We start from the raw sequence: 24,992 nt of genomic DNA on the forward strand, positions 1-24,992 counted from the left end.
TGCCTCAGCGGTGCGCGCTGGCGCTATGAAAAACGCCGATGGCGGTCATCACCGGACGCGCCGGTGCGCGGTTCGGACGTGCCGGTGCGCCGTTTTGGCGTCCCGGTGCGCACCCGGCGCGGTCGCCGATCAACGAGCGGACCGTACACGCCCTGCGGCGTCTGTTTCCCGAAGCCGAATTCGGGACACGCACCATCGCTCGCCATCTGATCCGCGCCGGCATCCGGATCAGCCGGCGCACGGTGCAACGCGTTTGCCGGGAAAAGCCGCCCGTTCATCCTCGGAGCCCCCGCTTGCGGCGTCCGTCGATCACGCCGCCCACCGGGGTCGAGCCGGATCATCTGTTGGCCCCGGCAACGGTCAATCGCGTCTGGCATCTTGACCTTGCCGAATATCGATTCCTCTGGCTGCACTTCACCATCGTCGTCCTACTCGACGGCTGCTCACGGAAACTGCTGCATCTGACCGCGTTCGCAGCCCCGCCTACAAGCGACAAGATGATCGCCGTGATCGAAAACGCCGTCGGCGAATACGGGCGCCCCGACTTTCTCATCACCGATCACGGTTGCCAGTTCCGTCGAATGTTCCGCGCCGCGATGAAAGCTGCGAATATTCGGCATGTGCGAGGCAAAGTGCGATGTCCGAGTTTCAACGGCAAAGCCGAGCGACTCATTCGGACGCTCCGCCTTTGGCTTCGCGGCGTGTTGCTGCCGATGACAGTGACCGGTGTCCAGAGACGCTTGGATCACTTCCAAGGATGGTACAACGCGCAGCGTCCCCACGCAGCGCTTGATGGGCGAACCCCGGATGAAATGTGGCACGATCGAGCAATGGCCGCACCGACCGCATATCGGGCGCGCGACGGGTGTTCACCTGGGATGACAGTGCGGCGTGTTTCGTTCGCAGGTGATCCACGATTGCCCGTGGTTCGCATCAAGGTTGAGCGTCGCCGGGCTGCGTGATGAGGATCGAAATCCAGCGTGCTTCTGCCGCCGCGATTGCATTCGCGGTTGTCGTGGTGCGCCGCGCTGAGGAAATTTGCAATAGATGTCGTGATCAGCCCCTCGAAATCAGGCCAAAAGTCAGGGTCCAAGCTTCTGCGCCGCTACAACAGCATGGGTGACGATGGGGCTTCGGCTTGTCATCGGGGCTTTTGCCTCATTGTGGGTTCCCGCCGCATTCGATTCCTCGTTCGCAGATGATTCGCGATTGCCCGTGGTCGGCATCACTGTAGAGCGTCGTCGGGGTGCGTGATGAGGAGCGAAATCCAGCGTGCTTCCGCCGCCGCGATTGCATTCGCGGTTGTCGTGGTGCGCCGCGCTGAGAAAATGTGCAATAGACGTCACGGTCAACCCCTCAAAATCAGGCCGGAAACAGAGGCACAAGCTTCTGCGCCGCTACAGGGTCCAAGCTTCTGCGCCGCTACAACCGTTACGGTTAATCTATCCACCAAGACAAGAACCCGCCCGGATCGAACAATTGCATAAAGATAAAACACAACCAACTCATCACAAATATGACAACACGAGGGATCAAACTAAATTTATGTGTCCAGTAACGCATCAATATCATAGAACCAAGCCACATGACCGGGCTAAATATTGTCAATAAATGCAACCAGAAAATTAAATCGAAATATGTTCGAAAGACGGCAGGGTCCTGATTATAGAATGACGGCCAATGACCAATACGCATTCTGGTTAAAAAAACGTAAATATAAAACGATAGCATAAATAACATCGGCAATAGCGTGGACAACAGATGTATTGCGTTGATCATGTTGAAAGCTATCGACTGGTATCGCCATTTCGTTTTGTCATATATTGCTTGTATCATAACGGTATTCTCCAATAAGGAAGAATCGGAATGACAAAGACACATGAATGAGGCTCAACGGGACCGCCTAGCAATCAGGTTTGAGTTTCTGTTTCAATTTTTCGGCTAACTTTTTCAACCAATCAATTAACCAATCTTTTTCCTGTTTTGTGGCTTCTCTGGCACCCTTCCCTGCGTATTTCCACCACCCGGTATCGACAAACTTACCTTTTCCTTTATATTCGACTGTTCCACCTTGAATTTTTGTTATGTATCCTCCTTTTTCAACAATAAAATCCCAATCATTCTTTTTGGGATCCGTCGGCGGATCACCAGGCCTCATAATTTCGACGAGATCTTTGTCAATATCGACTAGGTAGATGTCCACATCTGTCGTTGTCACTTGTCCAGAAGAACTTGTTCCAGCTCTGTCCTCTAGGCCCCATGGATCGAACCTAGTAATCGTGTTTGAGTGTAAGCATTGATAGATGTCCATTCCATCGATATAACCAATCGAATCTCGCTGCATGAACCGTCCGAATCTGGGATGCAATTCACGAGCTCGGTTGTAGATGAGTCCGAGTGATTCATCATGCATCAGCCCCTGATGGCCGAACTCGTTGAGGGCGTAGGGTTGCGTGACATCGTCGGAGGTGACGACGCGTCGTGACATGTACGTCGGCGCGTAGCACTGCGGGTCGGCGGTGCCGGGGGAGATGTAGACCTGTCTTTGGCCGTAGGGTTCGTATTCGTAGCGTTCGACGACTTCGCCGGCGTCGTTCACGAGCGCTTGGACATTAAAATTCGCGTTGGTCAGGGCGTAGTACTTCGTCTCGCAGTCCTGTTCGCCCTCGTCCGTCGGATCGTCGTTGACGGCGATCTGCACGAGTTCATCGATGTAGCGGGCGCCCCAGACCTGCTGTTTGATGACCATGTCCGAGCCGTTGCGCGTTTCGACGATGCGGTGGCCGGTGTGGTAGTCGTCGTAGGTGCAGTCCAAATCGGCGGAGTTTTCGATTTTGCGCACGATGCGTCGGTGGCGGCCGTCGTACTCGTATTCGGCGACGACGCTTCCGGGGGTGACGGCGTCGCCATTCGTCGGGTCGCGATAAGCTTTGGTCGCTTTCACGAGGCGGTTCCATGCGTCGTAGGTGTAGACGTGCGCTCCATCATAGGTGAGGTTGCCCGCCGCGTCATGGGTGGGCGAGACATCCACATAGCCGCTGCCGTCGACGGCGAAGGCGTCGATGTGTTCGGTGGTTTCATAGGAGCCGTTGGCGTCGCGATCGGATTTGACGGTGAAAAAGTAAGTTCCGACTTGTCGCCAACGACGATATTCGGGCATCGAATCATTCCACGCCTCGCGTGGCGGGTCCGCTACGCTTGACCCACCCTACCTCGCTATTGGTTCCTGACACCTTTGATTGGCCGAACACAACATTTGCAAATACCCCAACCTTTTATTCCCCCTACATCACTTGGATTGCCCCGTTCCGGCAGGGCCGGATTTCCTAAGGTTGTCATATACGGGACCATAGAACGCTTCAGGATAACCGTCGTGGGCCGCAGCGTGTAACTGATAAAATTCATCAAAGGTTTTAGGGCTTTCAATTCTCCAGATGCTCGAATCTGTGTATATGCCATTTGCCTCGGCCCAAGGTTTCCAATCAACCTGATAAAATGTAACAGTTTCCATCAAGGCATAATACTCACAGAGCGCCACTGATCGGATAAAATTGTTTCTTGAAATCAACCCATACCTTGCTTTTCGTACCAATTCATCGTCTTTGTCGTACCATTGCATATTGTGAAATTCAAAAACTAAATTGTACCACAACTCTTCTCCCGATACAACGATTTCTTGATTGTCGGCATCCAGATAATAAGCTGATACCCAGACAATCCCCGGTCGTCCTTTGTTTGGTGAACGCGACTTTGCGCCATTAAATGTGTTGACTTGCTTGCCATTCCAAAAGATGATATTTGGATATCCATCACCACCATACTTCATTGCAACCCATTTCCAAGGAAAAGAATCTGGTGCAATTTCAAATTGACCACCATTCTTGAGCGGAAGGTGAGTCATTGCTTTGCGATCAGCTAGCATTTTTCGCACTTGTTCGTTGCCATGATCAAGGTCCGGCAATAACCTGTCGTAATGGTTATTAGAAATTCTTTGCATGACTATCGCGTTGCTCGTCGTAGAGCGACATCCGAGACAAAATAGAGCGATCACAATCATAGCCAATGAGGTTCTCACCGCGTTGACACGACAAATTGAACGCCGGGCAAGTCGAACATGTACCAAATCACTTCTCATGGCGTATCGCAGTTTTGTAGGTCCGGGCCAGCCCGGACACAATTGACGAACCCGTATACATGATAGGTCGGGCCGTCGATTGGCGATGGACATTTCATTCGCATCGTGAATCTTCATGGCTATCGTGTCCGGGCCTGCCCGGACACGCTATTCAAATCCCTCGTACGACAACTCAACGCGCGGCTCGCGCCGATCCTGACCGCCCTGACAACACCAGCCCAACGGATAATCTCCGCGTCGGACATATTCGCCGAAGCTCGAATGGGGCCAATCTTTCGGGCAAGGCACGTAACCATGTTTCACCGGATTATAGAGCGGTTTCACAAATCAAATCGCGTTCCCAACGAGCCGCGACCGTGAGGGAGCGGTCAAGGAACGTGATTGGACGCGGGCTCGACCGCTTGCTGACGCGCGCGGCTCGTTAGGATGCGTGGCTACACATTTATTCAAACCGCTCTAGTGGACATATTCGACGTGCGCGATCAGGTCCTCCTCATCTCGGATCGTGTGTTCAAAAAACTTCGGCTGCCAGACGCCCCGACGCTGGTCGTGTTTCTTGCCGGAGGATACGGGAAGTTCAAGCCGCCGGACCCAAGCCAGCGGCGCGTGAATCGGCCCTTGATCGTCGACCATCGCGATGAAAAATCCGCATCCCCCGGCGGCAGCGTCCAGATCATGTGCAGATGGTCCGGCAAAACAACCCACGCCACCATGCGAAACGGATGCTCCGCCTTCACCTTCCCAACAATCTCCCGCAACAGATCGCGAGCCGCATCGTGATCAAAAAGCCGGCGGCGGCGATAGGTGACAAGCGTGAAAAAGAAAGTCCCGCCCGGTTGAAAGTTGCGACGGTAATCCACGCGAACAGTATACCGTAGGTGATTCGCAAAAAGTGTCCGGGCTGGCCCGAACCTACGTCGGAGCTGCATCGCTTTCGCCGCCCGCCGTTTGATTTATCCCACTGATTCACGAACAATGTGCCGACCATGAGCGCCTATCAGAAAATCCTCAAGTTCGCCCGCGAGAATCCCGTCGTCGTCTGGGTCCTCGCCTATATGGTCCTGGCTGCCCTGATGGTCGTCGTCGCGGTGGTCAGTACGTTCTGAATGTCATCCACATCACGAATCGTTTGGCTGGGAGGCATCTGCCATGAATCTGAGATCCATTTGCGCGGCGATCACTCTGGCGATGATGATTTTCGCGGGGGCGGCGCGGGCGGATGAAAACGCGCCGGTGGATCAGCAACTCGCGCTTCTCAAGTCGGAGGATGCGAAGGCGCGATTCGAGGCTCGTAATGAACTTTTGCGGATGCACGAGCAGATGGTGGCCGGGTTGTTGGCGATGATCGATTCGCAGAAGGACGATCCGAATCCGTCGAAAGAGGAGTTGCATCGGCGCATCAACAGCAGCAAGCGGATCGCCATCGACATGCTCGGGCGTATGAAGCTGACGGCCGCGATTGCGACGCTGTCTCGCGTGATCGACTACGAAGTCGAGCCGCTGGATGGCAACGAATGGGAGCGACGCTATCCGGCGATGCGGGCGCTCATCGAAATCGGCCACCCGGCGACCGAGTATCTCGTGCAGCAAATCGGCAGCGACGTTCGACCGTCCGAATTGCGAATTGCCGATGCGCCATCACATCCCGACATGCGCCTCGAACTTTGCGTCAAAGCGCTGATCGACATCGAAGGACATGACAAAACGGCGGCGCTCCTCGACGATCGCGTCAATCAAACCATCCATCAGGGGCTCGTGCATGAGGCCTACGTCAAGGCACGGGCGATTGCCGATTCAAACTTGCTCGGTCAACCCGACGCATCTTCCAATCAGGCAAATCATTGAACTGTTAAAGATTCGCAGGGCAGGATCCATCCTGCCTCCTGCCGGCGACACGGTGTCGTTGGAATGGCAGGATGAATCCTGCCCTACGATGGCGCGACGCGCGGCTTCTTATTTTTCTTTGTTGCCCGCAGGCGGTTCGCCTTGCATTTGCATCATCTGGAGTTTGACCATGCCGCGGATCATTTGGACGTCGGCGTCGGTGAGGCCGGCGGCGGCGGGGTTTTCGGTGAGGGCGGGGTACCAGGTGTCCTCGGCGGGCTTGTAGTGAAACGCTTTGCGGAGGCGCGGTTCGAGGTCGGCCATGTGACCGGCACCGTAGAAGACCGTAATCGACTTGGGGGCATGCTCGGCGTGCAGGGCGTCGTCGAGATCGCGGAGGACGATCTTGTTGCGGTCCTGGATGATTTTCTTGAAGAGCGTCTCCATGCCCGGGGGCAGGCCCTTCATGCGGGACAGATCGCCGTTGAGCTGGCCGAAGACTTCGATGAGGGTGAGGCGGGTCATGGATTGAAGTTTGGGGCTGGAGGCGATGAGGTTCAGGCCGAACTTGACGAACCCGGCGAGCATGCTGGTTCCGTTGAGGAGTCCGACGAGCTGATTCATCTGTGCGTTGCCTTCGCGCGAGTTGGAGAAGGATTCGCGGATGGTGGCCATGGGGATGTCGGAGTTGCGGAAGTTGGCGCGGGTGTAGTCGATTTCGTCGAGCTGGAAGGTGAGGCCCAGCGCATGAGCGAGATCGGTTTGAAGGCCGGCAGCGTCGGAAAGCTCATCGTCATCGAGCGGGGGCTGATCGGCGAAGGACAGGTCGGCCGCGGGTCCGTCGCCACCTTCCTTGCCGTCGGAGCCGAGACTGGTGAGGGTGAAGGTGTCGCCGTCGAGTTTGTAGACGAGCGGGCGTCCCCAGTTGTCATTGCGCGCCATGGTGAGGAAGTCGGCGGCGCGGCGATGATGTTGGCGGGTGGCTTGTTCGAGGAGGCCGAGCGTGGCGGGGTAGGCGCCGGCGGTTTTGCGGTAGCGCTCCAGCAGGGTGGCGACGAAACGGATGCCCGTCTCGGTGCGCTCGGCGAGTTCGTCATCCGCGGCGGGCGTATGGTCGGCGAAGAGCGGCCAGCCCACGCCTTCAAAGAGCACCAGCTCCGACCCGTCAAGCTGCTTCTGCAAGGTGTGGTAGTAGTCGGGCTCGCCGATGTGAATGACGGCGGCGAGGTAGATGGCCGGACCGTCACCGGTGCGCGGGACGAATTTACGGACGGCGATCTGAAGCTGGCTGGCGCCTTCGGGAGTCTCGACGACGCGCATGTAGGGCTCGACGGTGCGAGCGGCGGGCGCGAGCGCGGCGGCGAAGGCGAGCATCAGACACGGAAGGACGCGGACCGGAAGGGAGGTGGGGTTCATGTTGGAATTATACCGGTGCGGGAGAGGGGGGTTGCGGAGGAGTGTTGGGAGTTGGGAGTTGGGAGTGCGGAGTGGAAAGGCAGTGTGGGCCGGCCTGTCTTTTATTCCGCACCCCGCACTCCCCGCTCCGCATTCCCCCTCCGCTCCCAATACCGCATTCCCCCTCCACTCCACACTCCTGTCTACGTACTTTTCCCAATCCTCCCGTTCGCTGCGGTCGTTAAAGTCGTTACGCCGCCGGGCCGATGGGGGAGAGGGAGGTATCACATGACCCGATCCACTTCGTCGTCGAGTTCGATCGAGCAGCGTCGTCATCCGCGTCAGGCGCTTGCGGCCGGTTATGCCGGATTGCGGGTGCGTCGATCGGGGCGTTCGCGCTATTCGCTGTCGGGCCACGCCTACGACATTTCGGCGGGGGGGATGCGGTTTGAGTTGGACTCGGCGCTGAAGACGGGGGAGGCGGTCGATGTGGAAGTGACGCTGCCGGGGCGTGATGCGTGCGTGATTCATGCGGCGGGGCGCGTGGTTCGCATGTGCGACAAGGACCCGGTCGGGCCGGTGAGCATGGGCCTGGCGTTCACGAATCTGCTGGAAAACGAGACGTTGGCGTCCTATCTGACGCGGGCGGCGTCGGTGGCGGGCAACTGAGGGACCCGTCGAACCTTTGCCAAATCCAAAATTGGGGTCCCCCCGGCTTGACGTGAGCGGTGCGGGGGGTAATCATGTTGTTGGACAGACGGGATCCCCCCAAGGAGGTGCCGCGGACCGCCGGACTTCCACTCCGAAAAATGGCAAAAGACTGCCGACCGATCGACACACGCGCATTCCGTTATCATCTCATACTTCTTTTCTCACCATCATCGTGTCTCGATCGGTTATTTTTTGCGCCCATCGCGCGGGCGATACCCCGCCGCGTGCACAAGCACGATTCACAGGCAAGCGAATCAGAAAGGCGGTCACGCCCGGACGTTGACGTTGGCGCCGAGATAGGGATGGCCATCCTGAAGCGACTGCTGGACCTGGGCGGCCTGATCGAGAAGGGCGAGGGCGGCCTGTCCCTGCGACTTGGCGGCGTCAAGCACCTTCGACGCCACGGCGAACTGAATCTGCGTGCCGAGCTGCGCGTTGGAGAGGCCGGTGATTTGCGAAGCGAGATCGCTCATGACGATGATATCGGTCATCGGGCGGATTTACTCCACTCCGTAGAACGTCTGAGCGGGGAGCTGGGGGAGTCGGGCGTGGAGCCGGGCCGCGAGGGCGTCGAGCTGCGCATCGGAAAGGGGCGTCGCATACGACTCGGCGGTCTGACGGGCGATGGTGTAAAGCTGCACGAGCTTGATCTGACAGCCGTGCGCCACGAGATGGGCGAGCCGGTCGAGGTAGGTGTTGAATTCCGCATCGGGGATCGGCTCGCCGCGGAGTTTCATGAACATGGACTGGATGACGATCGGGCGGAGGCGGCCGGCGTCGAGGATGTTGCTGACGATGCGATCGAGCTTCACGGCCGAGCGATCGACAAGTTCGTAGTACGCCTGCGTGCCGGCTTCGAGCTTGGCCCAGATTTCGCCGTTGTTTTGATCGAGGACGGCGAAGCCGCGCTGCACGGCGGGGCGGTGCGCCATGGTCATGTTGGAAAGCACGATCAGCTTCACGGCATCGAGATGGTGCCTGGCCTTGATCGCTGCGGCCTGTTCGCACGCTTCATCGAAGCGCGGATACGTCGTCGGCTCGCCGTCGCCGGAGAAGGCGATGTCGTTGATGCGGCGAAGATCGGCCGGCACATCGGCGAACTGCACATCGTCCCAGATCGCCCCGCTGGCGGCGTAACCGACGAGCCAGTCCAGCTCGCTCATCAGGGCGTCGAGGTCGACGTCCATGCGCGGCGGGGGGACGCTGCGATCGACCTGACAGTACACGCAGTCCCAGTTGCAGACCTTGTCGATGTTGAGGTTCACGCCGATGGAAAGCCCGCCGCTGCGCCGCGAGATCACCGGGTAAACATACGAAAACTCCCGCCATTTCCGGGGATGGGCGGCGTAATGCTGTTTCAGGGAAAGGGGGCGCGGATCGGTCATCGGGAGGAGATTATACGCGCGTGAATGGGAGCGGCCTCTAACGCAGATGCCGATATGGCCAATGATAAATGCCTGATGCCTAATGACCAATGCATTGGTCATTAGGCATCAGGCAATTGTCAATGGTCAATGCAAGGCGGAAAGGCAAAGGCCGGGCTCACGCGCTCCGCCGCCGGTGCACCGTCAGCACGGCGGCGAGCAGCACATGCCGCAGGCGCTCCAGACTCATCTGGCTCAGGAAGGACTCGTCAAAGTCGAGGGGAATATCGCGGAAGTGGGTCAGGGCGTCGATGCATTGCCCGCGGGACATGGCGTGAATCTCACGCACGGTTTGGTGAATCGGATTCTGATCCACGGGGCGCTCCTTTGCGATTGTCATCAGGCGTACACATCCACGAGTCTGTCGATAGCATCGGCTGGCGGATTGTACGACTTTTGTGCAAAGCGCGGATTGTTCGGATCGGGGATCCTGTGCGGGACGTAAGGTTCTACGTCCTGCGATGCGTCACAGTTCACGTCGGCCTCTTCCGGGGTCCGGGCGTCAGGAAAACGATACGGCCAGAGGGCGGGGCGCAGGTCATCCACCGAGTTACACGGCGGACGGAAATCCAGACAGCGCTGACGGGCGGCCAGATGAGCTTCGGTATACAGGCAGCGGATCGCCGCGGGAACGTACCGACGGCGATACGAGCTGAGCATGTACGACGATTCGCAATGGCCATGACACGGACCGGCCTGCACGGGGAACTGACGATCGCGCTTCACGTGTGCGATCGTCAGGTTCCCCGGCAGGCGAATGGGAGGTCGTCCGATGAACATGGCACAGGGAGATAGAGCGAAGGGCGTGCCAAAAGAAGATGAACGGCAGCGGCTCGGAGGCGGCGGAGCCATTGTTCTTCGGTTAACCAATAACAAATGCTCAATGACTATTAACCAATGCATTTGCTATTCGTCATTGGGCATTTGCTATTGGTTAATGGAAGGCAGGGAAGAGAAGCATCCGATTGCGCGGGCGTGTTGACCCCACGCCACATTGCGTCGATCATCGGTTGATGCGCATCGACGAACTGGACTACGAACTGCCCCCGGAATTGATCGCCCGCACGCCGGCGGATCGGCGCGATGCGGCGAGGTTGTTGGTTTACGAACGGGGCGGAGGCGCGATGTCGCATCGTGTGGTGGCGGATTTGCCGGCGCTGATGCGGCCCGGCGACCTGCTGGTCATCAATGACACGAAGGTGCTGCCCGCCCGGTTCGACGCGGTGCGGGTCAGGACCGGCGGGAAAGTCGAGGGGCTGTTCGTCGAAACGCGCGATGATCAGATGTGGCACGTGCTGCTCAAAAGCGGCGGGAAACTTGGGCCGGGCGAACGGCTCGACCTCGCCGGTGCGGGGGAACTGGAGCTGATCACGCAGCGCGAGGATGGATCATGGAACGCGGCGCGACACAGCGAGCTTGACACGGCGGCGCTCCTCGATCGGGTGGGCCGCATGCCATTGCCGCCGTACATCCGGGCACAGCGCGAAGGCGATGAAACCCGCTTCGACGCGCTCGATCGGCAGCGCTATCAGACGGTGTACGCTCGGCAGCACGGCGCGGTCGCCGCGCCGACGGCGGGGCTGCACTTCACCGAGGCGCTGCTGGCGGACCTGCGGGCGATGGGCGTGCGGATCGCGCCGGTGACCCTGCATGTCGGGCTGGGCACGTTCGCCCCCGTTCGCACCGACACGCTCGAAGCTCACGACATGCACGAAGAGCGCTTCACCGTCCCCGCCGCCACGCTCGCCGAACTCGCCGCCGCACGAGCCGACCGCCGGCGCATCGTCGCCGTCGGCACCACCACCGTCCGCACGCTCGAAAGTCTCCCCCCGCCCCCGGAACTGGACCCCACGCAAGACTACAGCGCCGCGACGCGCCTCCTGATTTCGCCCGGCTTCGCCTTCCGCTACACCGATGCGCTGATGACGAACTTTCATCTGCCGCGCAGCACGCTCCTCGCCCTCGTCGCCGCGCTGACCGGGCTCGATCGCCTCAAGGCCCTCTACGCCGAAGCGATCGCGCGAAGGTACCGATTTTACAGTTACGGCGACGCGATGCTGATCGTGTGATGGATTTGGTGATGTGGTGATACGGTGAAGTGGTGATGTAAAACCGAAAAAGCAGCGGATCAGCTTAGGTGAAAATCACAAACCACAAACCACAAACCACAAACCACAAACCACAAACCACAAACCACAAACCACAAACCACAAACCAGAAACCAGAAACCAGAAACTAGAAACTAGAAACTAGAAACTGAAGATATCCGGTCCTTGGGGGGATTTTGATTTCACCCCATCACCCCATCACTACTTCATCAACAATCCCGTGACGCGCTGTTTGTCGTCGAGAGTGATGGTCAGCGTGAGGGCGTGACCGTCGTTGAGTTCGACGCCGACGTTGAAGACGTGCATTTCGGGGGGGAGGTTGTCGGATTCGACGGCGTGCCGGGTCAGGGCCTTGAACGAGCCGTGCTGCTGGCGGATGGGGTCGATGATGGCGGCGAGCTGGCTCTTGGTGAGGTTCGCGGCCATGTGGGCGTTGAAGCGTTTGACGACGGCGTCATAGTCGCCGTTCATGAGCTGCTGCACGAACTGCTCGACAGTCGGCCCGAACGTCGTCCATGCTTTTTCATCCTCCGGGTTCACAGGGGCCGGGGCGGCGTCGGGCTTCGTCGGCGAAGTCGTCGTCGCGGCGGTCGGCTCGGTCGGCGCGGCGTCGGGCTTGGCGGGTTCGACCGTCGCGCGGTCGGGCGTCGACGACGGCGCGGCGGCCACCTCCGGCGCGGTCGTCACCGGCTCCAACGGCGGAGCGGTCATCGCCGGTTTGTCCGGCTTGTCCATCGCGGCGGGTTTAACAGCCGGCTTGCCCGGCGTGAGCGTCACGGTCGGCTCGGTGAGCGTCACCTTCCGCGACTCCGATCGCAACTGGCTCAACACTTCCCGCAACATCTGCTGGTTCTGCCACTGAAGCGCCAGCCCCAGCGTCACCACCACCAGCAAAAACACCAGAATGACTTCAGCGACTCGTGACAGGGTGATCCTCCATCGATGGCGGCCCGCGGTGCGTTGCATGAACGTCCGGGGGCGGGGGTTGTGGTATGGTATCGCTGATGCGTCGGTGGTTGCAAATATGGCGTGATTATCGGCAAAAGCGCGACCGGCTGGGCGCGCGCGGCGAGCGCGCGGCGGCAAAGACGCTTCGCAAGGCGGGATACAAAATCGTCGGACGCAATGTGCGGACGCGCCTGGGCGAAATCGATCTGATCGTGCGGCGGGGCAGGGAGCGCGTGCTGGTCATCGTCGAGGTGAAGACGACGACGTCGGAGGACCCGCCGCCGGAGGTGCACGTCGATCGCCACAAGCAGCGGAAGCTCTCGGCGCTGGCGGGACAGTTGGTGCGGACGCATCAGCTCGAGGATCACGTGGTGCGTTTTGATGTGGTGGGCGTGGTGTGGCCCGAAGGCGCGAAGAAGCCGGTGCGGGTGACGCATCATGTCAATGCGTTTGAGTCGATGTTGTGAAGAAAGCGCGGGGCGTTGCCCCGCCGCCAAACGGGGTCAGTTGGGGCCGGCGAAGAGGAGGTGGTTGTTTTTGTCGATGAGGAGGGCGTACAGGGTGCGTTGGTTGACGTCGAAGCCGGCGCGGTAGACGTTGTCGCCGAAGCGCTCGAAGCTGGTGAGCCGGGCGTCGGGGGATCGGGCGAGGGTGTTGAGCATGAGTTGGACAGCCTTGTTCTGCGCGGGGGTCAAGGCGTCGGCGGTGAATTGATCGAAGTGGGCGGCGTCGGCAGAGCGAAGTTGTTCGATGATGGCGGTGACTTCGCGGCCGCGCGGCGAATCGGGGCCGAGGTCCGAGCGAGCGAAGTCGTTGCCGCAGCCGGCGAGGACGACGGTCATGAGCGGAAGATGCAGCAGGATGGCGGCGCGGTTATTGATCATAGTGAGGTGTGTTTTCGGCACCGACGAAGCCAAGCTTCTGATCGGGCTGGGTGAAGGAGCCGCCATCGGGATCGAACGCGGCGGCGTGATTGTCGGCGAGAAGCGCGTTGGTCTGATCGCGATGGCGGAAGTGATTCGTCGCGGTCGTGTTGGGACCCCAGGGGAAAGTCACGGGGTCGAGGGAGGTGCTGTTCTGAAAGATGACGATGCCGCCGGGCGACCATGACAAGCCCGAGTCGGCGAAGACGAACAGGTCGGAGGGGCGACGCAGATCGAGATCGCGCTTGTAGCTCATCGGTCGACCGGCGGCGTTGGTGCGTCCCCAGAAGGCGGGGTCGAGGCACCACGCGTTGTAGCCATACGTCGTCGTCGGCGCTTTCATGCCGGCCTGCGGGATGTACGTGCCCCATTTGAGCGCGGGGCAGTCGAAGATGGCGAGCGTGTCATTGGTGTAATTGAGGAGCCAACTGTGCGTCGGGTCGGGCGGGTCGCCGACGGTGCCCCAGAAGTAGGTCTTTTTGCCGGCGGTCGGATAGTCGAAGCGCACGGTCGGCCAGAATGCCCCGCCGTAGTCGCGCTGATACATGGCGCCGGCGGTGCCGATCGCATGCAGGTTCGCCAGGCATTTTCCGCCGCGCGCCACTTCGCGGGCGCTGGAGAGCGAAGGCATGAGGATGCCGATCAGCGCGGCGATGATGGCGATGACGGAGAGGAGTTCGATCAGGGTGAAGGCGTATCGCGCGCTCGGCGCGGCGGGGGGACTTAAGTCCCCCCGCCGCGGATGAGTCGATGCGCCGCGCGGGGCAAGCCCCGCCGCTAAATGGGATGACGTGTCGTGGATCATCGCTGACCTCATCGGCGACGTGTGACGAGGGCGCCCATGACCAGTGCGAAGGAGATCATCGACGCCGGTTCGGGAATGCTTGTCACGAACGGTTCGCTCGCCGACCCGTACACCCATCCGTCCCACGAATCATCGCCTGCGACACGCTGATTGACCGCATCGAAGGAGACGGCCCACGGATCGATCGCGGCGTCGCGCGTGAAGTAGTGCCAGTAGTTTTCCCCGCCGCCGAAGCCGGAATTGTCGTGTCCGTCGAAGTGGATGCCGTCGATGAAGACGACGGGGCCGGCGCCGAAGTCGAAGGTCTGACGATCGGTGGTGAGGGTGGTGCTCGCTTCGATGAGGTCGAAGAGGTCCAGGCCCGTGACGGACCCGGTGAAGGAGACGTCGAAGCGATAGTCGGCTCCGTCGGCGAAGTTGACGACGACGTAGGCGGTGTTCTCGCCGGAGCCGATCGGGATGATGGCGGCGGAGGCGAGGGAAGCGAGACCGGTCATGACGAACATGACACACGCGAGAAGAGAGACGCGGACAAACATGGCAGACTCCTTGCCCGGTTGCGCGCCGGGCGAAGCGACCCACAGACAAAAAAAACACCCGGTCCTCGCGGCGAGTACCGGGTGGCTTGGCGTCTGTGGGTCAAAAAAGACGGCTGCCGTTGCCCGATGCGTCCCATACCGCGAGGACACATGAATCATGCAACAGGCAGGTCTTCCGGCTTGAGGCCCGTTTCGTCCGGTCACCTTCCCATTCGCCCGAGGGCGAACAGTGGCTTGATTGACCGGACGCATTCCCGACGATTCGGGAGGCCTTTCACGGCGGCGCGTCCGCGGGGGAGTTGGAAGAAGCTCTCAGCATTCAGGTCTCAGCTTTCAGCATTTTGCTGACCGCTGATGGCTGACGCCTGACAGCTTCTCCGCACCCCACTTCCCTATTGAGCCGCGTTGAATCAGCGATTCGCAGCAGCACCGATTGCGAGTGTGCTTATACCCCTTCCGGGGGTCCCGCGTCAACCGCAGCGATCAAGCTTGAATTGTCGAACGCGTCTGATACCTTGTAACGACCCGCCAACCTTTCTGTTACGGCTTGCATCCCGATATCGAGGACTCTGCATGAATGGTGTGACCACTCGCCTGAGCGTGATGATGTTCATCCAGTTTTTCGTATGGGGCGCGTGGTTCGCCACGCTCGGGCAGGCGCTGGGCGCGGCGGGCATGGCGGAAAAATTCGGCGGCGGGTCCTACGGCTCCGCACCGATCGCCGCCATCATCGCGCCGCTTTTCCTCGGACTCATCGCCGACCGACTCTTCTCGTCCGAGCGCGTCATGGGCGTGCTGTTCCTCATCGGCGGCGTCCTGATGTACCTCGCCTACGGATACGCCAAAGCGGGCGACGGCGAGATGATGGTCTGGCTCTTCATCGGACACATGCTCTGCTACATGCCGACCCTCGGCCTCTCCAACACGATTGCCTTCACGAACATCACCGACCAGAACGACTTTCCGAAGATTCGCGTCTGGGGCACGATCGGTTGGATCGCCGCCGGGCTCGTCGTCGGGTTCGCCGGCTGGTCGTCGGACTTTAAGATTCTCATCCTCGCCGCCGCGTCGTCGCTCGTGCTGGGCGTGTACAGCTTCACGCTCCCGCACACGCCGCCCCCGGCGCGCGGCAAGCCGTTCGACATCCGCGCGCTTCTGATGGTCGATGCGCTGAAGCTGCTGGCCAAGCCCGCCTTCTTCGTGTTCATCGCCTGCTCGACGCTCATCTGCATTCCCCTCGCCTACTACTACGGACTGACCTCCAACTACCTGCACAACACGGGCTTCGTCGCCCCGGCGTCGACGATGACCATCGGGCAGATGTCCGAGATCATCTTCATGCTGCTCATTCCGTTCTTCTTCCGCCGGTTGGGCGTCAAATACATGATCCTGCTGGGCATGCTCGCCTGGGTCATTCGCTATGGGCTTTACGCACTCGCCGCTCCCGATCAGGTCATCTGGATGATCTACATCGCCGTCGCGCTGCACGGCGTATGCTACGACTTCTTCTTCGTCACCGGGTTCATGTACACCGACAAAGTCGCGGCGAAAGACATCCGCGGGCAGGCGCAGAGCATGCTCGTGTTCTTCACGCAGGGGGTCGGCATGTACTTCGGCTACTGGGTCTGCTTCGCCAAACTCGGCACCGTCGAAAAATACGGCGAGCTGACCGCCGCCATCGACAAGGCCCGCCCGCCGGTCGACGAAACATTCGTGCAGTCGATGATGAACATGTTCAAGGTGTCGGACCTGAAAGCGCTGGGCATCAGCCCCGATCTGATTTCGACGGCGATGAAACAGTGGGCGGAGTTCTGGTGGCTCCCGGCCGGGATGGCCGGCGTCATCGCGGTGATCTTCTTCATCGGATTCTGGGACAAGATGTCCAACTACGACAAGACCGACGCGTCGAACACCGAGTCGATGAACAACGCGCTCGCCGCCGAGGAACTTCCCTGATTTTCCGAGGCGGGGGGGACTTGAGTCCCTCCGTCCAATGCGCCCGGATGGGCGAGGTGTATTGAAATAGCCGCGTGCCAAATGCACGCGGTTATTTTTTGTGCATCGCGCGACGGGTTTCACAGGTGAGCATCACGCCGCCGTCGACGAACGTCGCGTCCATCACGGCGACTTCGCGCCCGTCCTTGAGCGGCAGAATCAACGGCAGGGGTTCGTCGATTTTGAACTGGCCCGGCACGCGGGCGGCGAGCGTGTCGAGCGCGATGGGGAATCGGCCGAGCCAGACGCCGGTGAGCTTGAGGGCGAGCGGTTCGTCGGGCTGACGAATGATCGACACATGCAGCCGCACGATCGGATGCAGCGGGCCGACGGTGATCATCGCCGGCTGCGCCGCGAACTCGAGCGTGTTCGTGTTCGGGTCGGTGTGCATCATCGCATGATGCAGCGCGCCGATGAGCTTGGGATCGACGTTCTGATTGACAAGCCACTGCGGCAGGCGCACGGCGAGCCAGTCGTTGACCTGCTGTTCATTGAGCGGCAATTCCCACCGCGCGCCCGCCGGCCGCACGCGCGTCGTCTCGCTGCTCAAGCCCTGCTCAAACTGCTGCGCATTGTGCTCATGCCCCGCTTCCGTGACATCGACGACCCGCCAATACCCCGGCCGCGCCGACAGCGTGAAATATACGAAAACCAGCGGCAAAACCACCAGAATGACAATCGCCGGCAACACCCGCCGCCGCCACCGGCGGGGCTTCGGTGCGGAGGGTGTGACGGCTTTGTCGTTCATCTCAATTTTCAAACCGCCGGATGATCACCGTGTCGTTCTGACCGCCGAAGCCGAAACTGTTGGAGAGGGCGACGTCGACCTGCTGATCGCGCGCATGGTTGGGCACGTAGTCCAGGTCGAGTTCGGGATCGGGATCGTCGAGGTTGATCGTCGGGGGGATTTTGCCGTCGCGCATGGCGAGGATGCAGGTGATCAGCTCCACCGCGCCGGCGGCGGCGATCAGGTGGCCCATCATGCTCTTGATCGAGCTGACGGGAATCTGCCTGGCGATGTCGCCGAAGACGGCTTTAACGGCCCGGGTTTCGATCGAGTCGTTTTCGCTGGTGCCGGTGCCGTGCGCGGAGATGTAGTCGATGTCGGCGAGTTCGACGCCGGCCTGCGCGAGGGCGCCGCGCATGGACCCGATCGGGCCGCGCCCTTCGGGATGGATGTCCGTGATGCGATAGGCGTCGGCGCTGGAGCCGTAGCCGACGAGTTCGGCGAGGATGGGGGCGTGACGCTTTTTCGCATGTTCGAGCGTTTCGAGGACGACCATGCCCGAGCCCTCGCCGAGGACGAATCCGTCGCGCGTGCGGTTGAACGGGCGCGAGGCCGTCAGACACGTGTCATTGCGCGTCGAGAGGGCGGTGAGGCGATTGAAGCCGGTCACGCCCAGGGGATGAATCATCGAATGCGCCCCGCCGCTGACCATCACGTCCGCGTCGCCGCGGCGGAGAATTTCGCTCGCTTCGCCGATCGCCTGCGTGCTGGCGGCACAGGCGGTCAGGCAGTTGTACGCCGGCCCGCTCGCGCCCAGCTCCATCGCGATATGGCTTAACGTCATGTTCGATTCCTGCTCGAACTCGCGCCACATGTCCAGCTTCGCCTTCGCCTGACCCGCCCACTTGACGGGGTCGATCGCGCGCTTTTCCTCGTCCCACCCGTGCACGATGCACCCGATGTAGTTGTCGAAGTCGAGCGTGCCTTCGCCGGACCCGAGGTAGATGCCCACGCGATCCAGATCCAGGTCGCCGCATTGATCGAGCTTCGCGCCGGTCCATGCCTGCCGGGCCGCCCCGAGGGCGAAGCGCGTATTGAGCCCGGCCCGGGCGTGATGCTCGGGGTGCTGGACGAACTTCGTAAAATCGTAGTTTTTGACCTGTGCGGAAAAGCGCGTGGGGAAGGTCGTCGCGTCGAAGCGCTCGGTGGCGCTGATGCCGCTTTTGCCGGCGAGCAGGGCGGACCAGACGGTCTCGATGTCATGGCCGAGCGGCGTGACCCATCCGATGCCGGTGATGACAATGCGTGTTTTATTCGATGTAGTCATGGCGATTAAGCGCGGCTGAGGATGAGGGCGACGTTCTGACCGCCCAAGCTGCTGGTGAAGACGAGTACGTGACGGAGGTCGGCCTTGGCCGCGGCGGCGGACTTGGCGTTGAGGCCGTCGACGGGCGTGTCGCAGTTGAGGCGGGCGGGGATGGTCTGCTCGGCCAGCGCCATGGCGGCGACGGCGGCGTTCATGCCCCCGTTGCCCGCGCCGATGTTGCCGACGTACGGGGCGCTGGACCAGAGGGGGATGTCGGCGAGGCGATCGCCGAAGACGCTCTTCATGGCGGCGGCCTCGGCCTGATCGAACGCGGGAATGGCGGAGCCGAAGGGGATGATCAGATCGATGTCGGCGGGCGTGAGGTGCGCATCGCGGAGGGCGCTCTTGATCGCGGCGGCGATGCCCTTGCCGGCGGGATCGGGGACGAGTCCGCCGCCTTCGGGGTGGATCGTATGCGATGCGCCGAAGCCGACAAGCTGAGCGTAAACGCGGGCGCCGCGCTTGTCGGCCGTCTCGCGCGATTCGAGCACCAGAATGCTCCCGCCTTCGCCAGGCACGGACCCGTCGGCCGTCTGGTCGAAGGGTCGCACGGCGGCGGCGGGGCGGTCATTGCCGGTCTTGGTCAGATGACCCGTCAGATATTGACGGTAGAAGGTCATCGGATTGATCTTGCTCTCGGCCCCGCCGCAGAAGCACATGTCGGCGTTGCCGCGCTGGATGACGCGCATCGACTCGCCGATGCTCAGACCGCTCGACGCTTCGGAGCAGGTGATCGTGTTGGACGGGCCCTGTGCGTCGTGAATGATCGTGACGTGACAGGCGAGCATGTTGGGCAGGTACTTGAGGAGCCAGAGCGGGGTGAGGTGCGTCATGCCCTCCGAGCCCCACTTGTGCAGATCGAACTCGCCGTCCTCGCCGACGGATTGGTGGGCCGCGTCGCCCAGCTCGTTGATTTCGGCGGCGATGAGGCCGGCCCCGATGTGACAGCCGGTGCGATTACCGGGATACGAGCGGGGCTGCTCGGGGTCGATGCCGGGGGTCATGAGATTCGCATCGCGCACGGCCCGATCAGCGGCGGCGACGGCGAGGGAGATGTCGCGGGCCATGACTTTCGTGGCCTTGCGGTAGCTCTTTGGGACGTAGTCGTTGACCTTGAATTCGCGGACTTCGGAGCCGATGCGGACGTCGAAACCGGCGGGGTCGAAGGCGCAGATGGTCGCCAGGGCGGAGCGGCCGTTGCAGACGGCTTCCCACATGGCGGCGGCGCCGATGCCCAGCCCGCTGACGCTTCCAAGTCCGGTGATCACCACGCGTGGCGGCATGTCGTTTGATCCTCGATAGTCGCCCGACGGGGCCGGGCCGTTTGAAGATGCCAGTGTACGCCGGTTGATGAGCGCTGGCCAGTTGCGGTTACGCGCCGACGCCCCACGCTGGAACAGCGCGGGCTTGGACGCTACCGTAAGCGGTCATGAACGACATGCCCGAAGAGTTTCGGCCCCAGCCCCTCGACGACTCGGGGCAGATGACCCAGCGCGTGCAGCATCAGCAGGTCTCCGCACGCGTCCCCGAGTCCGTCGCACGCGGCACCTTCGCCAGCGGGGCGCTGGTCATCAATGGCCAGCACGAATTCGTCATCGACTTCCTTCAGTCCGTCACGCGCCCGCAGCAGATCGCCGTCCGCGTCGTGCTCCCCTTGTCGATCTTCAGCGGACTCATCGGCGCTCTGAAACAGAACATCGGCATCTACACGCGGCGCTACGGTCCGCCGCCGGCCCTGCCCAAGCCGGCCCCCGGCACGCCCGTGCCGAGCGTGGAGGAAATCTACGGCCAGCTCAAGCTCGTCGACGAAGTGGCCGTCGGACATTACGCCAACACCGTGCTCATCACGCACTCCGCCAGCGAATTCTGCTTCGACTTCATCGCCAATTTCTATCCGCGCTCCACCGTCGCGGCGCGCGTGTTCATGTCCGTCCCGCAGTTGCCCCGGCTGCTCGAAACGCTCACCCGCTCGCATGAGCAGTACCTCCGCAAGCTCGCAGAAGTGCAGCAGCACCGCCCCGCCGCGCCGCCCGCATCGCAGGAAGCGCCCCCGGACGCACCCCCGGAAGCGCCCCCGGCGGCGCCCGATGCGGATGACCCATCTGACGAAGACCGCGGCGATGACCCGCAGTGATGGACCGCCCGCCACCGGCCGATCAGGGAGTGACCCCTCATGCCGATCCCACGCCTCAAACTCGAGCAGACCGTTCTGCTGGTCGTCGACTTTCAGGAGCGCCTTCTGCCGCAGATCGACGGCGGCGAATCGGTCGTCGCGTCGGCGGCGAAGCTCATCGCCGGGTGCGCGGCCCTGAAACTGCCGATCATCGTGACGGAGCAGAATCCTCAGAAGCTGGGCCCGACGGTGGGGGCGATCGCCGAAGCGCTGCCGCGCGGGACGCCGATCGAGGCGAAGATGAAGTTCTCGGCGTGGATCGAGCCGGTGCGGAAACATGTGTCGGAGCTGAATCGCTGGACGGTGCTGATTTGCGGGATCGAGACGCATGTCTGCGTGATGCAGACGGCGCTGGACCTGGCGGCGGCGGGGTATGTCGCGGCCGTGGCGACGGATGCGATCGGTTCACGCCGTGTGGGCGATCATCAGGCGGGATTGGCGCGGATGAACACGGCCCATGTGCTGCCGGTCAGTGTGGAGATGGCGCTGCTTGAGATGGTGCACGAAGCAGGGACGGATCGGTTCCGGAGCGTGCTGCCGATTGTGCGATAGTCGTTTTTGAGCGGCAGGACAAGGTGGGGGAGTTGCGGAGCGGGTGAAAATAGGGTTAACTGGTCACTCGTTCAAGGACTCATATTGTCACTGGAGACAGCAATGCAAGAATACGAACAGCTCAAGGCGCTCGTGGAGGCGGCCGCGGAAGACATCGCCAAGGCCGAGGGCGGCAACAAGGCGGCCGGGACCCGCGTGCGTAAATCCATGCAGGACATCAAGGCGGCGGCTCAGGCGGTCCGCGTGAAAGTCCTGGAAATGCGGGACTCGAGTCAGGGCTGAACCTGACTTTATTCCGGGGGCCCGGTGCGGCGGAGCGGCCGACGCCGGGGCTTCGGACCTCCGAACTGTCATTGAACAGGGTGAGGGTATTGTTTAACGATGTTGGCTGCACCGCCCGCGGGGGTTCGGCGGCGCAGCAGGAATGCGGTGCGTCCATGCGGCGACCGCCATCGCCCGCAGCTCCGGTACAGGGATCGCCCGGCATGCCGCCTACTTTTATCGTTGATCTGAGCACGATTGACCTGACCCACCCGATCGCCGGCCCCGCCGAGATCGAGGCGGTCAATCCCCAGCGCGGGGACATGCGGCATCTGGACGGCATTCTGTGGGAATCGGCCGACCGCAAGTCGGGCATCGGGTACAAGGATGTGCGGGCGGACGAATTCTGGGTTCCCGGTCACATCCCAGGCCGGCCGCTTTTGCCGGGGGTCATCATGATCGAAGCCGCCGCACAGCTCGCCGCGTACATGATGAAACGCATCAAGCCCGACCTCGGATTCGTCGGGTTCGTGGCGGCGGACAACGTCAAGTTCCGCTCGCAGGTCACGCCCGGTCAGCGCCTGCTGATCCTCGGCCGGGAAAATCAGTTCAAGCCCCGCCGCTTCATCTGCGACGCGCAGGGCGTCGTCGACGGCACCCTCGTCTTCGAAGCGACGATCACGGGCATGCCGATTTGAGTCAGGTCTCTGCGGTCAGCTTTCAGGCGTCAGCATGACCAGCGACCCCACCATCACCAGCGAATCCTCAGACTTTCCGCTGCTCGATGCGTCGTTCGACTTCGACCCGGCGGCTCAGGTCGAGGATTGGCGGCTTACCCTTCCGGCCAAACCGGCGTGCTTCGTGCTCGAAGACGGCGCGGGGCGGCCGATTCTGCTTTCGACGATGACGAACCTGCGCGCGGCGCTGGTGCATCGGCTCGGCGCACCGGCGGCGGACGAGCCGACGCGCAAGGTCGATTACCGGGCGATCACGCGGCGCGTGCGCTATCGCCCCGTGTTCAGCCGGTTCGAGGGGCAGTGGGTCTACCTCGAAAACGTGCGCACGATGTATCCGCGCACGTACCGGAAGCTGATTCGGCGATGGCGGGCGATGTGGATCGCCATCGATCCGACCGAGGCCCACCCGCGCTTCGTCAGCGTCGATCGCCCGCTGGGCAAACCGGCGATGTGCTTCGGGCCGTTCGCGACGACGGCGGCGGCCCGGCGGTACGTGCAGATGCTCGAGGACCTTTTCGATTTATGCCGCGAGTATCCGCTGCTTGTGCAGGAGCCGCATGCGACGGCGTGCGCGTACAAGCAGATGGGCAAGTGCCCGGCGCCGTGCGATGGGTCCGTCACGATGGCGGCCTACCGCGAGCAACTCGCGGCGGCGGTGCGCTTCGTGACCGGGCCGCGCGCTGATTGGCGAAGCGAAGCGGAGCAGGCGATGCGGGCGGCGGCGGGGGAGCGCCGCTACGAAGCGGCTCAGAAGCACAAGGCGCGGCTCGAACTGGCGAGCTTCGCGGACAGCGCCGCGTGCGCGAAGCTGCGGCCGCTGGAGGCGTTTCGTTTCGTATCGCTTCAACCCGGCTCGCGCAAGGGGCGGGTGAACATGTTCACTCTTACGCCGCAGCACATCACGCCGCTGGGCGAGATCACGCCGAAAAACCGCGACGAGCGCCTTGCCGCGGTGCTCGAAGCGGCGCGCACCCTTTCGTTTGACGCCATCGACGTCGACCGCGCGAGCTTCGCCGCATGGTCGATCGCCAACCCGCACCGCACCGGGCGTTTTCTGCCCGTCGAAACGCTGACCGAAGCCACGCTCGCCGACGCCGTCGACGCATGCAGCGAGCAGGGCGCCTCCGATCGCAACATCACCTCGATCGACACCGACACCGACACCGACGCGAACTGAACGACCGCCGCCGCATCGACGACCGGCATTGTTTATATATCGCATTTAGGCTAAATGCTAAATAACTTAAGATGAAAAAACCCGCAAAAATCGCGGGTATTTTGGGGCAAATGGCTTCGCTTGCGGGGGTCAGTCACCGGGCAGTTCGGTGCCCAGGCCGGTCATACGTTCGACCTGTTCGAGCACCAGGTCGCCGTCGCGGTAGACCCAGTCGTCGATGCGCGTGGTGGCTTCGGAGCCTTCGGGCGTGTGGTAGTGCACGACGGCGATGCCCTTGGAGTCCCACTTCTTCTTGTCGATGCTCGTGATGGTGCTGAAGGGGATGCGCTTGCCGTTGGAGGCGATGAGCGTATCGTCATCGGCGACGAGCTTGGTGCCCTTGTGGATCGTGACCCACGTCAGCGCGCCCAGGCCGATCGAAAGGCAGATGCCCAATTGAACCCATTGAATGAAGATATCGCTGTCGCTGTGCGGCGCGCCGGGGGCGGCGTCGGACCAGCCCTGCGCGGCGGCGAACGCCGGGTAGTCGGCGAAGCCGTCGTAGTTGAGCTTCGTCTCGTCGAAGGCCCAGCCGTTGGGCCCGCCCGTGGCGTCAAAGAGCGGCGGCTCCTCCTTCTTCTGAAAATGGGCGAACGCGGCGACCTTGAGATTGTGCGTCGGATAACGCACGACCGCGTCGTAGATGCACCACGCCCCGAACACCAGCGTGAACACCGCCATAATCACCCACTTCCAAGCCCAGGTCGGATTCACATGCGCTTCAATCGCCATCGTCAACAGGCCTCGTCGATCCGGTCATTGACCGGAGAATTGATTGTAGATCGCACCGGTGAGGTGCACCGCCCGGAGCCACCAGTGGGTCGCCGCCGCCCGGGCGCCCGAATTCTTCATCATCTGGCCGAATCCGCCTTCGCTGACCTGACGCGTCGGAATCTGCGGTAGAGGCAGGTCATACTTGAGCGCCCACGTCAGAAACGCACTCGTCTCGTCGATCATCCGCTGCCGCCGATCCTCCCATGGCGACTGTGAATTGGATCGGTAGATCACGTGTGCGACTCCAGTGGGCGTCCGGCGAACCGGGCGAGTGCGTCAAGTATAGAACCTCCCCATGCTTTGGCCAAACCTCGCGGCAACGTCCTAAAACCCGTCGATGCCTCGTGACGAACCGCTTCGAACCCCGGTTCGCCGGGCC

28 protein-coding genes, 1 pseudogene and 1 riboswitch are annotated in these 24,992 nt (G+C 61.7%); of the genes and pseudogenes, 11 read left to right on the plus strand and 18 right to left on the minus strand.

The features are described 5' to 3' along the window. The first annotated feature begins 38 nt into the window (after positions 1-38). Positions 39-962, plus strand: coding sequence for a DDE-type integrase/transposase/recombinase (locus tag GC162_09975; GenBank protein MBI1368967.1), 924 nt, complete (start codon positions 39-41; stop codon positions 960-962). 941 nt (positions 963-1,903) lie between these two features. On the opposite strand, the gene GC162_09980 is transcribed toward GC162_09975, so the two are convergent. The 4 genes and pseudogenes from GC162_09980 to GC162_09995 form a co-directional block, all read right to left on the minus strand. Then, positions 1,904-3,160, minus strand: a complete 1,257-nt coding sequence (locus tag GC162_09980; protein MBI1368968.1) for a hypothetical protein — start codon at positions 3,158-3,160, stop codon at positions 1,904-1,906. A 129-nt stretch (positions 3,161-3,289) separates the two neighbouring features. After that, complete coding sequence (locus GC162_09985) at positions 3,290-3,997, minus strand: hypothetical protein (GenBank protein MBI1368969.1); 708 nt, start codon at positions 3,995-3,997, stop codon at positions 3,290-3,292. A gap of 351 nt (positions 3,998-4,348) precedes the next feature. Beyond that, a pseudogene (locus GC162_09990) lies at positions 4,349-4,447 on the minus strand (transposase). A 170-nt stretch (positions 4,448-4,617) separates the two neighbouring features. Continuing rightward, positions 4,618-5,064, minus strand: a complete 447-nt coding sequence (locus tag GC162_09995) for a hypothetical protein (protein MBI1368970.1) — start codon at positions 5,062-5,064, stop codon at positions 4,618-4,620. A gap of 220 nt (positions 5,065-5,284) precedes the next feature. On the opposite strand from GC162_09995, the gene GC162_10000 reads away from it, so the two are divergent. After that, positions 5,285-5,980 carry a hypothetical protein gene (locus GC162_10000; protein ID MBI1368971.1) on the plus strand — a complete coding sequence of 232 codons (696 nt, stop codon included), beginning with the start codon at positions 5,285-5,287 and terminating at the stop codon, positions 5,978-5,980. A 108-nt stretch (positions 5,981-6,088) separates the two neighbouring features. Here GC162_10000 and GC162_10005 read toward each other — a convergent pair whose 3' ends face one another. Continuing rightward, positions 6,089-7,690: a hypothetical protein gene (locus tag GC162_10005; protein ID MBI1368972.1), complete on the minus strand. Its 1,602-nt coding sequence runs from the start codon at positions 7,688-7,690 to the stop codon at positions 6,089-6,091. Between GC162_10005 and GC162_10010 the strand changes: the two genes are divergently transcribed. Next, positions 6,926-8,023 (plus strand): hypothetical protein, encoded by a 1,098-nt coding sequence (locus GC162_10010; protein ID MBI1368973.1) that lies wholly within the window; start codon positions 6,926-6,928, stop codon positions 8,021-8,023. The genes GC162_10005 and GC162_10010 overlap by 765 nt on opposite strands. A 308-nt stretch (positions 8,024-8,331) precedes the next feature. Here GC162_10010 and GC162_10015 read toward each other — a convergent pair whose 3' ends face one another. From GC162_10015 to GC162_10030, 4 genes are all read right to left on the minus strand, one after another. Further along, entirely contained in the window at positions 8,332-8,538 is a 207-nt protein-coding gene (locus GC162_10015; GenBank protein MBI1368974.1) for a putative motility protein, read from the minus strand. Positions 8,539-8,565: 27 nt separating this feature from the next. Further along, positions 8,566-9,426: a radical SAM protein gene (locus GC162_10020; protein ID MBI1368975.1), complete on the minus strand. Its 861-nt coding sequence runs from the start codon at positions 9,424-9,426 to the stop codon at positions 8,566-8,568. 181 nt (positions 9,427-9,607) lie between these two features. Next, positions 9,608-9,805 (minus strand): hypothetical protein, encoded by a 198-nt coding sequence (locus GC162_10025; GenBank protein MBI1368976.1) that lies wholly within the window; start codon positions 9,803-9,805, stop codon positions 9,608-9,610. 23 nt (positions 9,806-9,828) lie between these two features. Continuing rightward, on the minus strand, positions 9,829-10,269 hold the full coding sequence (locus GC162_10030) for a hypothetical protein (protein ID MBI1368977.1): 441 nt from the start codon (positions 10,267-10,269) through the stop codon (positions 9,829-9,831). 233 nt (positions 10,270-10,502) lie between these two features. Here GC162_10030 and queA point away from each other — a divergent pair, with 233 nt between their 5' ends. Beyond that, entirely contained in the window at positions 10,503-11,558 is a 1,056-nt protein-coding gene (gene queA, locus GC162_10035; GenBank protein ID MBI1368978.1) for a tRNA preQ1(34) S-adenosylmethionine ribosyltransferase-isomerase QueA, read from the plus strand. Between the two features lie 240 nt (positions 11,559-11,798). Here the strand turns inward: queA and GC162_10040 are convergent, their stop codons facing one another. Next, the gene (locus GC162_10040; protein ID MBI1368979.1) at positions 11,799-12,563 is read right to left on the minus strand and encodes a DUF3887 domain-containing protein; all 765 of its coding nucleotides are present in this window, start codon (positions 12,561-12,563) and stop codon (positions 11,799-11,801) included. Between the two features lie 38 nt (positions 12,564-12,601). Between GC162_10040 and GC162_10045 the strand changes: the two genes are divergently transcribed. Next, a complete protein-coding gene (locus GC162_10045; GenBank protein ID MBI1368980.1) occupies positions 12,602-13,012 on the plus strand; it encodes a YraN family protein in 411 nt (136 codons plus the stop codon). 36 nt (positions 13,013-13,048) lie between these two features. On the opposite strand, the gene GC162_10050 is transcribed toward GC162_10045, so the two are convergent. The 3 genes from GC162_10050 to GC162_10060 all read right to left on the minus strand — a co-directional run bounded on the left by GC162_10050 (position 13,049) and on the right by GC162_10060 (position 14,971). Continuing rightward, complete coding sequence (locus GC162_10050; GenBank protein MBI1368981.1) at positions 13,049-13,429, minus strand: hypothetical protein; 381 nt, start codon at positions 13,427-13,429, stop codon at positions 13,049-13,051. Beyond that, positions 13,419-14,273: a prepilin-type N-terminal cleavage/methylation domain-containing protein gene (locus GC162_10055; GenBank protein ID MBI1368982.1), complete on the minus strand. Its 855-nt coding sequence runs from the start codon at positions 14,271-14,273 to the stop codon at positions 13,419-13,421. Before GC162_10055 ends, GC162_10050 begins: the two co-directional genes overlap by 11 nt. A gap of 8 nt (positions 14,274-14,281) precedes the next feature. Then, entirely contained in the window at positions 14,282-14,971 is a 690-nt protein-coding gene (locus GC162_10060; GenBank protein MBI1368983.1) for a PEP-CTERM sorting domain-containing protein, read from the minus strand. Then, positions 14,960-15,261, minus strand: a riboswitch (cobalamin riboswitch). (Overlaps the previous gene by 12 nt.) Positions 15,262-15,385: 124 nt before the next feature. Between GC162_10060 and GC162_10065 the strand changes: the two genes are divergently transcribed. Next, positions 15,386-16,768: an MFS transporter gene (locus GC162_10065; protein ID MBI1368984.1), complete on the plus strand. Its 1,383-nt coding sequence runs from the start codon at positions 15,386-15,388 to the stop codon at positions 16,766-16,768. A 91-nt stretch (positions 16,769-16,859) separates the two neighbouring features. On the opposite strand, the gene GC162_10070 is transcribed toward GC162_10065, so the two are convergent. From GC162_10070 to GC162_10080, 3 genes are read right to left on the minus strand one after another with little or no spacing between them, the layout of a single operon-like run. Beyond that, complete coding sequence (locus tag GC162_10070) at positions 16,860-17,555, minus strand: hypothetical protein (GenBank protein ID MBI1368985.1); 696 nt, start codon at positions 17,553-17,555, stop codon at positions 16,860-16,862. A gap of 1 nt (position 17,556) precedes the next feature. Beyond that, a complete protein-coding gene (locus GC162_10075; GenBank protein MBI1368986.1) occupies positions 17,557-18,861 on the minus strand; it encodes a beta-ketoacyl-ACP synthase II in 1,305 nt (434 codons plus the stop codon). Between the two features lie 5 nt (positions 18,862-18,866). Then, positions 18,867-20,183, minus strand: coding sequence for a beta-ketoacyl-[acyl-carrier-protein] synthase family protein (locus GC162_10080; GenBank protein ID MBI1368987.1), 1,317 nt, complete (start codon positions 20,181-20,183; stop codon positions 18,867-18,869). A gap of 146 nt (positions 20,184-20,329) precedes the next feature. Between GC162_10080 and GC162_10085 the strand changes: the two genes are divergently transcribed. The 5 genes from GC162_10085 (at position 20,330) to GC162_10105 (ending at position 23,800) form a co-directional block, all read left to right on the plus strand. Next, positions 20,330-21,034, plus strand: a complete 705-nt coding sequence (locus tag GC162_10085) for a DUF3467 domain-containing protein (protein MBI1368988.1) — start codon at positions 20,330-20,332, stop codon at positions 21,032-21,034. Positions 21,035-21,073: 39 nt separating this feature from the next. Further along, the gene (locus GC162_10090) at positions 21,074-21,625 is read left to right on the plus strand and encodes an isochorismatase family protein (GenBank protein MBI1368989.1); all 552 of its coding nucleotides are present in this window, start codon (positions 21,074-21,076) and stop codon (positions 21,623-21,625) included. 102 nt (positions 21,626-21,727) lie between these two features. Then, positions 21,728-21,907 (plus strand): histone H1, encoded by a 180-nt coding sequence (locus GC162_10095; GenBank protein MBI1368990.1) that lies wholly within the window; start codon positions 21,728-21,730, stop codon positions 21,905-21,907. A 155-nt stretch (positions 21,908-22,062) separates the two neighbouring features. Then, positions 22,063-22,584 (plus strand): beta-hydroxyacyl-ACP dehydratase, encoded by a 522-nt coding sequence (locus tag GC162_10100; protein ID MBI1368991.1) that lies wholly within the window; start codon positions 22,063-22,065, stop codon positions 22,582-22,584. A gap of 34 nt (positions 22,585-22,618) precedes the next feature. After that, the gene (locus GC162_10105; GenBank protein ID MBI1368992.1) at positions 22,619-23,800 is read left to right on the plus strand and encodes a hypothetical protein; all 1,182 of its coding nucleotides are present in this window, start codon (positions 22,619-22,621) and stop codon (positions 23,798-23,800) included. Between the two features lie 129 nt (positions 23,801-23,929). Here GC162_10105 and GC162_10110 read toward each other — a convergent pair whose 3' ends face one another. Beyond that, a complete protein-coding gene (locus GC162_10110) occupies positions 23,930-24,577 on the minus strand; it encodes a hypothetical protein (GenBank protein MBI1368993.1) in 648 nt (215 codons plus the stop codon). A gap of 18 nt (positions 24,578-24,595) precedes the next feature. Continuing rightward, the gene (locus tag GC162_10115) at positions 24,596-24,847 is read right to left on the minus strand and encodes a hypothetical protein (GenBank protein ID MBI1368994.1); all 252 of its coding nucleotides are present in this window, start codon (positions 24,845-24,847) and stop codon (positions 24,596-24,598) included. Positions 24,848-24,992 lie beyond the last annotated feature (145 nt).

The organism is Planctomycetota bacterium (assembly GCA_016125255.1).
In the GTDB taxonomy this organism is placed as follows: Bacteria; Planctomycetota; Phycisphaerae; order Phycisphaerales; family Zrk34; genus RI-421.